Source organism: Croceifilum oryzae (assembly GCF_030814315.1).
Classification (GTDB): domain Bacteria; phylum Bacillota; class Bacilli; order Thermoactinomycetales; family Thermoactinomycetaceae; genus Baia; species Baia oryzae.
On the sequence record NZ_JAUSUV010000007.1, the window covers coordinates 191,703 to 206,125 of the forward strand.

Consider the following 14,423-nt stretch of genomic DNA (forward strand, 5'->3'; position numbering starts at 1 on the left):
GCGTTTGTACTTGTTCTCTTATTTGAAGATGTGGTAATATGGATTTAATAAAGAATCCCTGAGATGTTCGTGTGTAAACCGTAATTTTGAGCCAACATTTTTACTGCGGGAGCTTGTGTCAGTGCTTGGAAAGGATGCCATCTTATAGATGGAACCTTGATATTCGCTGCAGAGCACCCACCTGCTAGAGAGCAGGTTCAAAATTGCGGTGCCACGGCATAATGGGGCTTTTTTTGTACCTTGGTATCAAATGAAGCTTGTTAACTACGATTCGGAGTGATCATGGATGAAATTGGGTGTCGATATTGACGGTACCATCAAAGATACGAAGCAAGCGGCGGTTACGGTTTATAATGAAGAGTTTCAACAAGAGGTACGAGCTGAGGATCTTACTGAATTTTATCTAGACCGAGCATATGGATTAACACCAGAGGAAGGTCGCAAAACGTGGAGACGACTGGAGGAAAAAATCTACCGACTAGGAGTTCCGCTACCTCATGCCAGGGAAGTCCTACATCAGTTGTCAGAAGAAGGGCATGAAATTTATTATATCACCGCTAGACCGGGTCTTCCAAACATTGAAGAGGTGACAAGGAATTGGCTACGTGAAAATGATTTCCCTTATCAAAGCGATCGATTGATTATGAGTTCCATCGATAAGGCAAAGGTGGCTTTAAAAATAGGAATTGATTTATTCTTTGAAGATGCTCCTAATCATCTTGATCGACTGATAGAGCAAAACGTTCATACGATGATTGTAGATGCACCGTATAATCGTCAGTATTCGAAAGAAGTTCCTCGGATTACCGATTGGCGTCAAGTCTATGAATACATAACGAAGCTCTAATACCGGCGGAATAGAGGGAAGCATACGAGACAAAGAGTAAACAACGGGTCTCGTATTCTTTTGTGAATATACGCATTGTTGCACAAAATATAAAATATTCGTTTTCAAATTAAAATAGAAACTTTTAAGCATTTTTGGTAAAATAAACATAAGGTAAATTTTCATTTTTCATATTGATTTTTATCTATTATCGCTTTAATGTAAGAATGTATAGTTTATCATGAAAGGAGGCCATATGCTATGGCTGAAAAATCATTGGACGAGAGAATAGAAGAATTCACCCAACAAACTTCTCTCGCCACAGATCTAGCAAAACCACCCCCATACAAAGTGGGAGACCATATTGATGCCACTATTACATTTATCGCTTCGTATGGCGCTTTTGTGGAGTTAGAAGGTGGGAAATACTCAGGATTGATTCATATAAAGAATATAGCAAACCAATATATTGAGGATATACATGATTTCCTTGAAGTCGGGATGACTATTAATGCGAAAATTATTAGAATTCACAGTGATTTCCGAATTGAGCTTAGCACCCTTCATCTTGATCTAAAAAAGACATCGCAAGGAAACGAGAATCGCCTATATCTTTCTCCTTTGGAGAAGTTAAAAAATGGACTGCCTACAGGTCATGAAATCATAGAAAGTAGTAGTGCAAAACCGCCAGAGGAAATACAGAGAATTTTCAATTACTTATCTAAGGTGGTCGGGATTTTATCCCCGGAAAGCAAGGAGAAAGTACAAAGTTTGGTGCATGAAAAGGGTGTGTTTGCTTTTACGATGAGCTTAGTCGAGGCGTTAAAAGTTTTCGAAGCGGATCTATCTTTGTATCTAGTGAAGGAAATAGAGAAGCAAATGAGGGATGATCTTTAGCCAAGATCAGTCAGAGTTCATTACGACGTACCATGCCGCAGAGCGCACAGATCGATTAAAAAAGGAGTTAACTCCTGAGGACATTATTCAACTGGCAAAAGGAGGGAAAGTTATTCTAGACACTAGAGATCATCGATATATACAAAGTGGTGATTTGCGATTCCCTTGTGTAAAAGAGAACGGGAAATTTATTATTAAATCGATAATAAGTAAGGATATGTATATGACAGCGAAAGAATAGCAAAAAACAAGCGCCAGAGACGCTTGTTTTTTGTTTGCTTAGGATTGGCTAGGCTGCTTCATCCAACGCATAAACTCAGATAATTTTTGTTCGTATCCATGAGCGCTAGGTTGATAGAATGACTTGCCAAGGTGTTCGGTTGGGAGATATTGTTGCGGAGTGTATCCCCTAGGGAAATCATGTGGATACTGATACCCTTTCCCGCGACCTTGTGCTTTTGCACCTGGGAAGTGACTGTCACGTAGGTGATGAGGAACTTCCGCATGTATTTCTTGCTTCACCGCTTCAAGAGCTTTCTGGATTCCTGTATAAGCAGAGTTGCTTTTAGGAGCCGTAGCGAGATAGATAACGGCTTCAGCTAGCGGAATTTGAGCCTCAGGGAGCCCAATGAGTTCCACGGCATGAGCAGCGGCTGAGGCGATGAGTAGAGCTCTGGGATCAGCCATGCCCACGTCTTCCGCGGCGTGAATCATAATTCTTCTCGCGATAAAACGAGGATCTTCTCCACCTAGGATCATTTTGGCAAGATAGTAGAGGGATGCATCTGGATCAGAACCACGCATACTCTTGATCCAGGCGGAGACGGTGTCATAATGCTGATCACCCGATTGATCGTAGCGAACGTGTTTACGTTGAATCGACTCCTCTGCTATTTCTAAGGTGATGTGGCGTATTCCATCTGCATTAGGCGTGGTGGTCATAACTGCCATTTCTAGCGCATTTAGTACACGGCGACTATCTCCTCCTGCCATCCGTACAAGATGCCTGCAGGCATCAGGATCCATCTGCACTTGAATGTTTCCCAAACCCCGTTCTTTGTCTTGTAAGGCTTGGTCGATGATTTGGGTAAGCTCTTCTTCATTAAGCAGTTCTAATTGGAATAAGAGAGAGCGCGATAATAGAGCGGCATTGACCTGAAAAGAAGGATTCTCCGTAGTCGCCCCGACCAAAATGAGCGTACCTTCCTCGACATCAGGCAGTAGTGCATCTTGCTGGGAACGATTAAAACGATGGATCTCATCTACAAATAAAATCGTTTTCGTTCCATACATTCCTAAGCGTTCTTTTGCGGACCGAACTACTTGGCGTAAATCATTTATTCCTGCTGTAACAGCGTTTAACTGTTCGAAGTGAGCTTGTGTGGATTCGGCGATGATCTTGGCGATCGTTGTTTTTCCAGTCCCCGGTGGTCCATGTAAAATAATCGAAGATAGTTGATCAGCTTCGATGGCACGGCGTAGTAATCTTCCTTGCCCCACGATCTGGGCTTGACCGATAAATTCATGAAAGTTTCTAGGTCTCATACGAGAAGCAAGTGGCCCTTGTTGTTTGGATGTCAAAGCCTGCTGATATTCAAATAGATCCATGAAGAGATTCCCCTCCAGCTTTTTCTCCGTTTTGTTTATACTAATCATATATTGTAGCATAAAGATGACGGAATTCTGACCAAGCCGTAACAATTCAAAAGATACATCCGTATACAAATGGAGAAAGATTGGAGAATATGATAAACTAACCATGTTTTCCTGTATGCCTTTCAAGTTGGAATAAGGAGTATAGGGTCAAGAAAGAGGTGTTGGATTTGAAAATTTCTACCAAGGGTCGATATGGCCTGACCATTATGATGGACTTAGCAACACACTACGGGCAAGGTCCCATTCCTTTAAAACGAATTGCAGAGAGACACGATTTATCTGAACATTATTTAGAGCAACTGGTAGCTCCACTACGAAATGCAGGATTAGTAAGAAGTATTCGTGGAGCTTACGGGGGATATAAATTATCGAAAACACCAGAAGAAATCACAGCTGGAGAGGTGATCCGGGTACTCGAAGGTCCTATTAGCCCTGTAGAGTTTACGGATGAAGACCATCCTGCTCGTCGGGATTTATGGAAACGAATTCGCGATGCCATTGCATGTGAATTAGATTCTACTACGCTTGCTCACCTCATCCAGTTTTCGGCTGAGGGAAATAATGAAAACTTCATGTTTTATATTTAAAGACAGGTGGACGGTATGTCAATTTATTTAGATCATGCAGCAACAACTCCAATTGATCCGAGAGTAAAAGAAGCGATGGAGCCATACCTGGCAGATGCCTTTGGCAATCCTTCCAGCATTCATGCGTATGGACGCGATGTACGAGCTGCGATCGATGTGGCAAGAGAGACGATTGCTCAATCCATTCATGCCGCTGATCCAAGCGAAATCGTGTTTACAAGTGGTGGAACCGAAGCCAATAATATGGCCCTGCGAGGGGTTATGGTAGAAGCGAGATCGTCTGGCCAAAAGCATCTCATTACGAGTCAGATTGAGCATCATGCCATATTGGATACATGCGAATACCTAGAGAAGTTAGGCTTTGAAGTAACCTATGTACCAGTAGATAGCTCAGGGCGGGTACATCTATCAGATATACAAAACGCGATTCGTCCCGATACCGCTCTGATCTCCATTATGCTTGGAAATAATGAAATTGGTACGTTGCAACCCATTCGTGAAATAGGGGAGCTTGCTCGTAAGCGAGGAATTCTCTTTCATACGGATGCGGTGCAAGCCTTCGGATTAGAAGAAATCAATGTGAGCGATTTGCCGATTGATCTCATGTCGATCTCTGCTCATAAAATTTACGGTCCAAAGGGGATTGGCGCGCTCTATGTTCACAAAAAAGTGAAAATGATGCCCCAGATGTTTGGTGGATACCAAGAGCGCAAAAGACGGGCTGGTACGGAAAATGTGCCGGGAATTATGGGATTTGCCAAGGCAGTAGAGTTACGAATGCAGGAAAGAGAGAAAGATCGCGAACATCTAGAGCAATTACGGAGAGAGCTATTTCGGACATTAAAAGAGAAACAGATTGATTTTGTGCAAAATGGACACGCTGATCAATCGTTGCTTCACATTGTAAACTTGAGCTTTCCGGGCATTCATTCGGAGACTTTATTGATGAATCTTGATATAGCAGGAATTGCCGTATCCAGTGGCTCTGCTTGTACTTCTGGAACCATTCACAAGTCTCATGTAATCCAGGCGCTGCATGTCGGCGCGGAACGGGTGGACTCAGCGATCCGCTTTAGCTTTGGTCAATCGAATACGAAAAAAGAGATTTCCTACGTTGTAGATATACTAACGAATACCATTCAAAGACTTTCCACGACATAGACGATAACAAAGGAAAAGGGAGAGATTGGCTGTTGACGGCGAGATTTGAAAATGGGATGGCACAATGGGAACACGATGTGGATAACATCCATTGGAAGTCAATTCTTCACGAAATCGATGAGGCTCTAGCAGACAATCTAGCGGCGGAAATCGGATTTTCATCATTTGAACGTTTGGAGCAGGCCTCCGAGTTAGTTGCTGGCGAATACTATATTTGTCATCTTTCAGATGGGCGGTGGGCTTGGTGGAATGTTGAAACGTATGTATCAGAAGACCCGCTTTTCTTTCAATCGAAGACAGAGCTGATCCGATATATTGAGCAATTTTTAAGGCTTGACTCCAATCAATTAAAAAGATTAGACGAGGGACTGGATCAAGCGGTTCAAATGAAACGTTGTCTCTATTGTGAGTATGAATATGATCTTCAAGATGCTGATCATTGGGATATCGAGCAAGAGCAGTATTGTTCGACTACTTGTGCGACATCATCCGTTTTAGAGGAGATGAAAGATGGACTGTGATGATGACTGAGCAACAGCTTTCCATGGACTCCTATGTTCGCGGTACATTTGTCCGGGAACTATTTTATAACGAAGAAAATAGCTATGGTGTGTTCCTGTTGGATGTGATAGAAGCATCTCGCGATGAACCCAATCCCAAAACGATTACCGTTGTTGGGAACTTTTTGCGTCCGCATGAGGAGGAGGTGTACACCTGTTACGGTGAATGGCGGACTCATGCTCGATTTGGAGAGCAATTTTTTATCGAGCGCTTGGAAAAGGAATTTCCTCGTTCCAAGGAAGCCGTTGTGAAGTACTTATCAAGTGACCTCTTCCATGGAATCGGAAAAAAGACAGCGATCCGGATTGTGAAGAGTTTAGGTGAGGATGCCTTAGAACGGATTTTTACGAATCCAAAAGAGTTAGATCAAGTTGAGGGATTAAACGAGACACAGAAGACTACGATTATCAAAGGATTAGGCGAGAATCGCATCTTGGAGCAAGCGTTGGTTTTCCTATATGAATCAGGATTTGGTGCGATCATGGCTTTAAAAATCGTGCAATTGTATAAGCATGAGACTCTCGAGATGATTAAAGAGAACCCTTATCGCCTGATTGATGATATCGAAGGGATTGGCTTTCGTCGAGCGGATGAGTTAGCGCGAAAACAAGGGATTGAAGAAGATGCACCTGAACGGCTCCGAGCGGCCATTTTATATCTATTACAGGAAGCTTCCTATTCACACGGGCATGTATACCTCACGAAAGAAGAAGTGTGGGATCAAGTGAAAGAATTATTAGGAAGTAAGACGGAGGAATGGTTTCCCTTAGAGGTTCGGAATGAGTGTTATGCAGACTTATTAGGAAATAAACGTGTGCTACTAGAGGAAGAACGGGTTTATCTGCCCACTTTATTTTATGCGGAGTATGGCTTAGCTTTGAAGATGAAACAATTGCTTGAGCAAGTACAGGAGAAGGAATTTGCGGTTCAAGATATATATCAGGCACTGGGCGAAGTGGAGGAAGCGTTCGACATTCATTATGCAGATTGCCAAAGAGAGGCGATTATGCAAGCACTCCGCTCTTCTATCATGATTTTGACAGGTGGTCCTGGTACAGGGAAGACGACCGTCATCCGGGGGATCTGCCATCTGTTTGGCAAGCTCCATGAATGTTCGCTAGATCCTGAGACGTATAAAGGGACAGACAAGCCGTACCCGATTCGATTAGTGGCTCCGACAGGTAGAGCAGCTAAACGAATGAGTGAAGCGACCGGACTTCCGGCGATGACGATCCATCGATTATTGGGATGGAAAGGTGAGTTTTTTGAACATCATGCAGAGAATCCGATCGAAGGATCTTTGCTGATTGTCGATGAGACATCTATGTTGGATATATGGCTGGCGAATCAACTTTTTCGCTCTTTGCCATCTGGGATGCAAGTGATCCTAGTGGGAGACCGTGATCAACTCCCTTCTGTGGGTCCAGGCAAAGTATTACATCACCTTTTGGAAGTAGAACGGATTTCGCGGGTCGAACTGGATGAGATCTTTCGACAAGCAAGCGATTCTTCGATTATTCAACTAGCTCACCAAGTACGAAAAGGCGATACTCCCGAAGATCTGATGGAAAAGAAACCTGATCGACGATTTTTTCCTTGTAACCGAGATCAAGCGGTCCAAGTCGTATTGCAAACGTACGAAAATGCGATCCAAAAAGGCTACACTTTATTTGATGTGCAAATTTTATGCCCAATCTATAAGGGACCAGCGGGTGTAGATCGGATGAATCAAGAAATTCAACAGTTGATTAATCCGAAGAGCTCATTGAAAAAAGAAGTCTCATGGGGAGATACGTTCTTTCGCATGGGGGATAAGGTATTACAAACTTCCAATCATCCTGAATTCCCTGTTTATAATGGAGATATGGGGATTGTAACGGGAGTGGAAGAGGAAGCGAGTAGTGATGAACCGGTCCTCTATGTTTCCTACGAAAAGCTAGAGGTTCCTTATAAACGGAGTCAGCTAGGACAACTTACGCTTGGCTATGCATGTTCCATTCATAAGTCGCAGGGATCAGAGTTTGCGATTGTGATCCTACCTGTGCTCCATACATATCGTAGAATGCTAGCTCGGAACCTGATTTATACCGGAATTACTCGCGCTAAGTCATATTTAATTCTCTGCGGGGAAAAGGCGGCATTCTCTTACGGGATCACAGAAGAACAAAGCGATGATCGCAATAGTCGACTCAGTGAAATCATTAGTGAAGATTGGTAAATTGGAAATCACTTCCTTCCCTTTTATTGATGGTATTTCTATAGAGTGAAAAACCATACTAAGAACAGCGGAAGGAGGGGCTATTCCTTTTGCGGAAATCACAAGAGGTTCTTGGCGCAACGGTAATTCATCAAGAGACGAATAAAGTACTTGGAGTTGTCACCGACTTGTTATTTAACAGTGAGCAGGTGTTAGCAGGTTTATTGTTAGAACGAGGAGGCTGGTTACGCTTCCGTCGATATATTCCGATCGAATGTATAGTGGAGCTTGGTTTCGAAACAATACGGGTACATTGTGAAGAGAAATTCTCGAAACAAGCGCCTATCTTAGGATGGACGGGAGTCGTAACGGGAGTAAATCCGCTTCGTGGACGTCCAATCGAAACAGCAAATGGATTGCAACTTGGAGAAGTGATGAATGTCTATTTTCTGGAAAATCTGGGGACGATAGTAGGGTATGAACTTTCTGACGGATGGTGGAATGATTTACTGCATGGACGGAAAAAGGTAATCCCAGACCAACCGTATATCTGGAAGCAGATGACGGTACTGGCAACCTGTGCAGATTCGACCTGAAGTAGATGATAAGGTGGAAAAACCCTATGTTACTTCGATGTCCTAATTGCAATTCACACGATCTAGGTCGAGTGGGAACAAACCAACTTTACTGTTGGCAATGTTATATTGAGTTGGTGCTCGAAAATGATCAAATTGTACACGTTTATCAAGTGGAAGAAGACGGTTCTCTTACTTCCTTAAATGATTTGTTTCTTGATGATGATTCATTGCCAGAACAGCAAAATTTCGCCTAACTCTAATTTATAGCCAGAGGAGGGAGAATCGTGAATCGTCGCGTAACTTCTATGATAGTAGGTGGCGTAATTGCTTACGCTGTTTATTATTTATTTCGGAGCGGTCGTATGCCTCGTGCGTTGAATTTTACGATGAATATTGATTTTGGATCTCTGCGATCTCGGCTCATGCGCATGATGAGGCGAAACCTATTTATGGGAATGACATTTTCAAAGGTCATGATCAAGCAGTTGATCAGGCAACTCCGTACGGCAAAGTGAAAACTAGCCTCCTCGATCAAGGGGGCTAGTTTTTCTTGTTATAAATTGGTCAAATTGACGTATCTTAAGTAGTGAGAGACAAGCAGGCTAAGCAGATGAAGGAGGTGGAGACGATGAACCGTTGGTTGGAATCAAAAGGGTTGTATCGCACGGTATTTGCGTTGCTTATCCTAGCGATACTTTATTTCTTATTTCAAATACGCCCTATTTTAGGGGTGATTGCTGATTTTTTAGGTACGATTTTTATTCCTTTTTTCCTAGCGATGATTATTTCCTACTTACTGAATCCAATCGTAAATGTATTAGCTGTTCGTAGGGTTCCTCGCTCCATTGCCGTTTTGCTTATCTATTGTGTGTTTATTACGTGTGTCGTGATCTTGATTATGAATATGGTTCCGCTTATAGAGCATCAACTAAAAGAGATTATTGAACATTTTCCGCAGTGGAATGCCCAGATTCAGCAAATGATTAAGGAATACAGTGATCAGGGGCGTGAGTGGTTACCGCTTTCCATTCAAACGGGGGTCGAAGATTCATTACGTCATTTGGAATCGGGCTTAGGTGATGTGGTTACAGGGTTTATGAATGGGATTGGGACGACGATTAATCAAGTATTTCTCGCGTTTGTGATTCCGTTTATCGCTTTTTATATGATGAAAGATGTACATCAGATCGAGACTAGGGTGCTGAGATGGCTCCCTCGAAATCGTCGCTCGGAGATGGTTCGTTTGTTTCAAAATATTGATCAGGCATTGGGGAATTATATTCGAGGACAGTTCCTCGTTTGTATGGTCATAGGGATTTTGGCTTATATCGGATATCTGATTATCGGGATGCCATATGCGTTGTTGTTAGCTAGCTTTGTTTCTTTGTTTAATATCATTCCGTACTTAGGACCGTTTTTAGGTGCTATCCCGGCTCTGTTGGTGGCGTTAGCCTTTTCTCCGAAGATGATGTTGGGTGTGGTTGTGGTGAATATGGTGATTCAAATGCTGGAAGGCAATGTGGTTTCTCCGCAGATAGTGGGTCGGTCGCTTCATCTTCATCCGATTATGATTATTTTTGCTTTGATCGTGGGGGATGAGTTAGGGGGATTGATTGGGCTGATTTTGGCGGTGCCGGTGTTTGCTGTGGGGAAAGTGGTGATTGAGCATGTGTTGGAGCATTATATTCAGAGGAAAACGGAGTAGATTTGGTTGGAGTAAGCTATGGAGATTGTACCGGGGCAATGTGTCTGACCACAGCTCAAATAGTAAGCTTTGGCGAGGATATGGGTGGTTGCACCAAAAGCGCCCTACACTACAGATGGCTACGCTAAGATGGATCGCTAACATCGCAGAGATCGAATAGACATCCCCTTCTCTTGAACCAATTTTTCGGATAATCAACAGTCTGTTTAGTGGTTGATTGGAGTTATTGTAGGGCTTCTTTTCCATTACTGCCCACCTGAGTAGGACAAAGAAATAGGGGAGTGGAATAGGGGTATATGTGTCTGCTCGCTTGCGATGTTAGTGAGCCCACTTAGCGTAGTCCTTCGTAGTAAGGGCGTTTTGTGGCAAATGTTTGAGCGGTTTTTGCGAGTTTTTGCCACTTGCCCGAAGCGGAGAAGGATGGAGCGGACTTGCTTTTCTACATCTTCGCAGGCTCACTATTTGAGCAGTGAGCAGATACATTGCCCCGAGCCAGTTTACTAGAGATTTTCCACGAAGCCCTTTTATTTCATTTTTCATTTGTGTATAATACTCATAAATTGTCCAACCAAATCACATGAACATGTCGACAGAACCAAGCTTGTGCCCGAACCGTCAGAGAAGAGAGCCATTTGCTGAGAGGCTTTCCCGGATCCAGTCACAAGGTAGCCAGTTCTTGAATGCAGCTAATCCCTGCCGGCAATGTGCCGTTATCTACATACGAGGGGCCACTTTACGATTTCATGCGAAGGTGGCAACTAGGGTGGTACCGCGGGAGTAGTCTTCTCGTCCCTAAGATGGGATGGAAAGGCTTTTTTTGTGTTCACATAATAAGGAGGAGTCATACATATGAAAGCAACCGAGATTCGCCGTAAGTTCCTTGATTTTTTCGTGGAGAAGGGTCACCAAATCGAGCCGAGTGCATCACTAGTACCAGTAGATGATCCAAGTCTACTATGGATTAACTCAGGAGTAGCGACGTTAAAGCAATACTTTGATGGTCGCCTTACACCTGAAAATCCTCGTATCACCAATTCCCAAAAATCCATTCGTACCAATGATATTGAAAATGTAGGATACACACCACGTCACCATACTTTTTTCGAAATGCTAGGGAATTTTTCGATCGGTGATTATTTTAAAGAAGAAGCGATTAAGTGGGCATGGGAGTTTTTGACGAGCCCGAAGTGGATGGGTTTCGATCCAGAAAAACTATCTGTGACGATCCATCCAGATGATGAAGAGGCGCTACAAATCTGGCATACTGAAGTGGGTCTCCCATTAGAGCGCATCGTGAAGTTGAAAGAGAATTTCTGGGATATCGGGGAAGGTCCATCTGGTCCGAATACGGAAATTTTCTATGATCGTGGAGCACATCTTGCCGATCCAAATGATCCAGAAAACTATCCGGGTGGAGAAAATGATCGTTATCTAGAAGTATGGAACCTCGTGTTTTCGCAGTTTAACCATAATCCAGATGGAACCTATACTCCGCTACCGAAGAAGAATATTGATACAGGTATGGGCTTAGAGCGGATGGCATCGATCGTACAAGGTGTTCCGACTAACTACGATACTGATTTATTTATCCCGATCATTGAAGCCACCTGCGCGAAGGTAGGGGTACAGTATGGAAAAGATCCACAAACGGATATTGCATTAAAAGTAATTGCTGATCATGTGCGTACGATTGTATTTGCTGTATCGGACGGTGTTCTTCCTTCCAATGAGGGTCGTGGCTACATTCTTCGCCGTTTGCTGCGTCGTGCCGTTCGTTACGGGCGCAAATTAGGTATGGAACGTCCTTTTTTATACGAGTTAACGGAAACGGTTGCCTCGATTATGTCAGACTTCTATCCAGAACCCGTATCGAAGCAAGAGTTTATTGAAAAAGTGATTCGGAATGAAGAAGAACGTTTCCTAGAAACTTTATCAGATGGGCTTGCGATTTTAGAAGAGTTGGTTAGACAGGCAAAAGCGGAAAATCGTGACCAGATCAACGGGACTGAAGCATTTAAGTTGTATGACACCTATGGGTTCCCAGTCGATCTAACCGAAGATTTTGCTCGTGAGCATGGGCTTGGAGTAGACCGTGATGGGTTTGAACATGAGATGGAAACGCAACGGGAACGGGCTCGTGCCGCGCGCCAAGATGTAGGCAGTATGCAGGTTCAAGGTGGTGTTCTCGCAGATTTAGAAGTAGAAACTAGCTTTGTAGGATATACTTCTTTTGAAGCCCAAACACAAGTTCAGGCGATCATTTTCGAAGATGAATTAGTTGATTTGTTAGGCGCAGGTAGTCAAGCATTGGTGATTCTAAAAGAAACTCCTTTCTATGCAGAGAGTGGTGGGCAAGCAGCGGATCAGGGAGTGATCTTTACAAACGATGCCAAGTTACGCGTAGAAGGTGTACAAAAAGGTCCTCGTGGTGAGCATGTCCATCAAGTTGTAGTAGAAAAGGGGATCATTCGTACAGGGGAGCAAGTAACAGCTCACATCTCCCAAGAGTTACGTAATGAAACCGTGAAAAACCATACGGCTACTCACTTACTCCATAAAGCCCTCAAGCAAGTTCTAGGTGAGCATGTAAACCAAGCTGGATCACTTGTTACGCCAGACCGTTTGCGTTTTGACTTCAGTCACATTGGATCGATGAATGCTGACGAGGTCTATGAAGTGGAGCGTCTTGTAAATGAGCAGGTATGGAATAATCTCGCAGTCGACATCTCTGTGAAAGGTATCAATGAAGCCAAAGAGATGGGCGCAATGGCACTGTTTGGTGAGAAATATGGTTCTGAGGTTCGAGTGGTTCAAGTAGGCGATTATAGCTTAGAGCTTTGTGGAGGAACACATGTAAAGCAAACGGGTGAAATCGGACTCTTTAAGATCTTGAGTGAGAGTGGCATTGGTTCGGGTACACGCCGGATTGAAGCGGCTACAGGACGCAGGGCCTATCAGTATCTGGAGCAACAAGCGGGCTTACTTCGCCAAGTAGCAGAAGCGGTGAAAGCGAAGCCAGATCAAGTGGTAGATCGTGTAGAACAATTACAGGAAAGCATCCGAAAAATGGCTCGGGAAAATGAATCGCTACGTGCGAAGCTAAGCCAAGCAGCCGCTGCAGATCTTCAAAATCAGCTTATGGAAGTAGCAAGCGTTCCTGTCTTATCAGCTCAGGTAGAAGCAAAAGATATGGATAGCCTCCGGAAGATGGTAGATGACCTTCGTCAAAAGATAGCAGAAGGAATCATCGTTTTAGGTTCGGTAAGTGGGGATAAGGTGAATTTTGTCGCTTCTGTTTCACCAAAATATGTTCAAGAAGGTTTCCATGCGGGTAAACTAGTGAAGGAAGTGGCTACCATTTGTGGCGGTGGCGGTGGCGGTCGTCCAGATCTAGCACAAGCAGGCGGTAAAAATCCTGCGAATGTGCAAAAAGCCATTTCATTTGTTAACGAATGGGTAGCAAATCAGCACTAAAAAGAGGACATTTTTTGTTTGAGAAGAAAGGTATAAAAGTTGGTCATCTGGGAGAGGAGAGGAACGAATCTATGGATGAAACCCAAAAGTTTCAGTTTCGTGGAGACGATACCGAAGTTTCCGCACGCGATGTACTGTTATTCGTTTATGATGCCTTAAAAGATAAAGGCTATAATCCGACTCATCAGATCGTGGGTTATCTTATCTCAGGAGACCCCGCCTATATTCCACGCTATAATAATGCACGTACCATCATTCGAAAAGTAGAGCGAGATGAGCTGATTGAGGAATTGGTAATCGCTTATCTTGAGCCGAACAGCTAGAAAGGACTACGGCATGAATTTGTTTGGGAGTAACGGTCAGCCCCGCGTTCTCTGTCTTGATTTAGGAGAGCGCCGGATTGGCGTGGCTGTAAGTGATTTACTTGGTTGGACAGCCCAAGGAGTAGAAGTGATTGATCGCAAACAGTCAATTCCTTGGCTTGAGCGGTTAGATCAGCTGATTAAAGAGTATGAAGTAACCGAAATCGTCGTCGGACTACCGCGGAACATGAATGGATCTATCGGTCCACGAGGAGAAGCAGTTCAAGTCATTGCAGAGGAAGTTGCAAATCATACCTCGTTACCTGTAAGATTGTGGGATGAACGTCTTTCCACTTCAGCAGTAGAAAAAACGCTTATATCCGCAGATGTAAGCAGAAAAAAGCGAAAGAAAGTCGTAGATCAACTAGCGGCATCTTGGATCCTTCAAGGATACTTAGATGCACACAGGAGGTAACACA

General features: G+C 43.6%; 16 protein-coding genes and 1 other RNA gene. 15 read left to right on the plus strand and 2 right to left on the minus strand.

Annotated elements, in window-relative coordinates:
- Positions 1–52: 52 nt before the first annotated feature.
- From ssrS to J2Z48_RS09615, 4 genes are all read left to right on the plus strand, one after another.
- Positions 53–232: non-coding RNA, 6S RNA (gene ssrS, locus J2Z48_RS09600), on the plus strand.
- A gap of 54 nt (positions 233–286) precedes the next feature.
- Positions 287–847, plus strand: a complete 561-nt coding sequence (locus J2Z48_RS09605; RefSeq protein ID WP_307252981.1) for a 5' nucleotidase, NT5C type — start codon at positions 287–289, stop codon at positions 845–847.
- Between the two features lie 240 nt (positions 848–1,087).
- Positions 1,088–1,723 (plus strand): S1 RNA-binding domain-containing protein, encoded by a 636-nt coding sequence (locus J2Z48_RS09610; protein WP_307252983.1) that lies wholly within the window; start codon positions 1,088–1,090, stop codon positions 1,721–1,723.
- On the plus strand, positions 1,713–1,964 hold the full coding sequence (locus tag J2Z48_RS09615; protein WP_307252985.1) for a hypothetical protein: 252 nt from the start codon (positions 1,713–1,715) through the stop codon (positions 1,962–1,964). The genes J2Z48_RS09610 and J2Z48_RS09615 overlap by 11 nt, the downstream gene beginning before the upstream one ends.
- A 38-nt stretch (positions 1,965–2,002) precedes the next feature.
- Here J2Z48_RS09615 and J2Z48_RS09620 read toward each other — a convergent pair whose 3' ends face one another.
- Positions 2,003–3,331 (minus strand): replication-associated recombination protein A, encoded by a 1,329-nt coding sequence (locus J2Z48_RS09620; RefSeq protein WP_307252987.1) that lies wholly within the window; start codon positions 3,329–3,331, stop codon positions 2,003–2,005.
- A 215-nt stretch (positions 3,332–3,546) separates the two neighbouring features.
- Between J2Z48_RS09620 and cymR the strand changes: the two genes are divergently transcribed.
- The 8 genes from cymR (at position 3,547) to J2Z48_RS09660 (ending at position 10,168) form a co-directional block, all read left to right on the plus strand.
- Entirely contained in the window at positions 3,547–3,966 is a 420-nt protein-coding gene (gene cymR, locus J2Z48_RS09625) for a cysteine metabolism transcriptional regulator CymR (protein ID WP_307252990.1), read from the plus strand.
- A gap of 15 nt (positions 3,967–3,981) precedes the next feature.
- The gene (locus J2Z48_RS09630) at positions 3,982–5,127 is read left to right on the plus strand and encodes a cysteine desulfurase family protein (protein WP_307252991.1); all 1,146 of its coding nucleotides are present in this window, start codon (positions 3,982–3,984) and stop codon (positions 5,125–5,127) included.
- 32 nt (positions 5,128–5,159) lie between these two features.
- Complete coding sequence (locus J2Z48_RS09635; protein ID WP_307252992.1) at positions 5,160–5,648, plus strand: hypothetical protein; 489 nt, start codon at positions 5,160–5,162, stop codon at positions 5,646–5,648.
- Positions 5,648–7,906 (plus strand): SF1B family DNA helicase RecD2, encoded by a 2,259-nt coding sequence (gene recD2 / locus J2Z48_RS09640; protein ID WP_307252996.1) that lies wholly within the window; start codon positions 5,648–5,650, stop codon positions 7,904–7,906. Before J2Z48_RS09635 ends, recD2 begins: the two co-directional genes overlap by 1 nt.
- 89 nt (positions 7,907–7,995) lie before the next feature.
- Positions 7,996–8,481, plus strand: coding sequence for a PRC-barrel domain-containing protein (locus J2Z48_RS09645; protein WP_307252999.1), 486 nt, complete (start codon positions 7,996–7,998; stop codon positions 8,479–8,481).
- 26 nt (positions 8,482–8,507) lie between these two features.
- Positions 8,508–8,717, plus strand: a complete 210-nt coding sequence (locus J2Z48_RS09650; RefSeq protein ID WP_307253002.1) for a YrzR-like zinc ribbon domain — start codon at positions 8,508–8,510, stop codon at positions 8,715–8,717.
- Between the two features lie 30 nt (positions 8,718–8,747).
- Positions 8,748–8,978: a hypothetical protein gene (locus tag J2Z48_RS09655; protein WP_307253004.1), complete on the plus strand. Its 231-nt coding sequence runs from the start codon at positions 8,748–8,750 to the stop codon at positions 8,976–8,978.
- A 113-nt stretch (positions 8,979–9,091) separates the two neighbouring features.
- Positions 9,092–10,168 carry an AI-2E family transporter gene (locus tag J2Z48_RS09660; RefSeq protein WP_307253007.1) on the plus strand — a complete coding sequence of 359 codons (1,077 nt, stop codon included), beginning with the start codon at positions 9,092–9,094 and terminating at the stop codon, positions 10,166–10,168.
- A gap of 318 nt (positions 10,169–10,486) precedes the next feature.
- On the opposite strand, the gene J2Z48_RS09665 is transcribed toward J2Z48_RS09660, so the two are convergent.
- Entirely contained in the window at positions 10,487–10,708 is a 222-nt protein-coding gene (locus J2Z48_RS09665; protein ID WP_307253010.1) for a hypothetical protein, read from the minus strand.
- A gap of 309 nt (positions 10,709–11,017) precedes the next feature.
- Here J2Z48_RS09665 and alaS point away from each other — a divergent pair, with 309 nt between their 5' ends.
- The 3 genes from alaS (at position 11,018) to ruvX (ending at position 14,419) form a co-directional block, all read left to right on the plus strand.
- A complete protein-coding gene (gene alaS, locus J2Z48_RS09670) occupies positions 11,018–13,642 on the plus strand; it encodes an alanine--tRNA ligase (RefSeq protein WP_307253013.1) in 2,625 nt (874 codons plus the stop codon).
- 71 nt (positions 13,643–13,713) lie between these two features.
- Positions 13,714–13,965, plus strand: coding sequence for an IreB family regulatory phosphoprotein (locus tag J2Z48_RS09675; protein WP_207896839.1), 252 nt, complete (start codon positions 13,714–13,716; stop codon positions 13,963–13,965).
- A 13-nt stretch (positions 13,966–13,978) separates the two neighbouring features.
- On the plus strand, positions 13,979–14,419 hold the full coding sequence (gene ruvX, locus J2Z48_RS09680) for a Holliday junction resolvase RuvX (protein ID WP_307253018.1): 441 nt from the start codon (positions 13,979–13,981) through the stop codon (positions 14,417–14,419).
- Positions 14,420–14,423 lie beyond the last annotated feature (4 nt).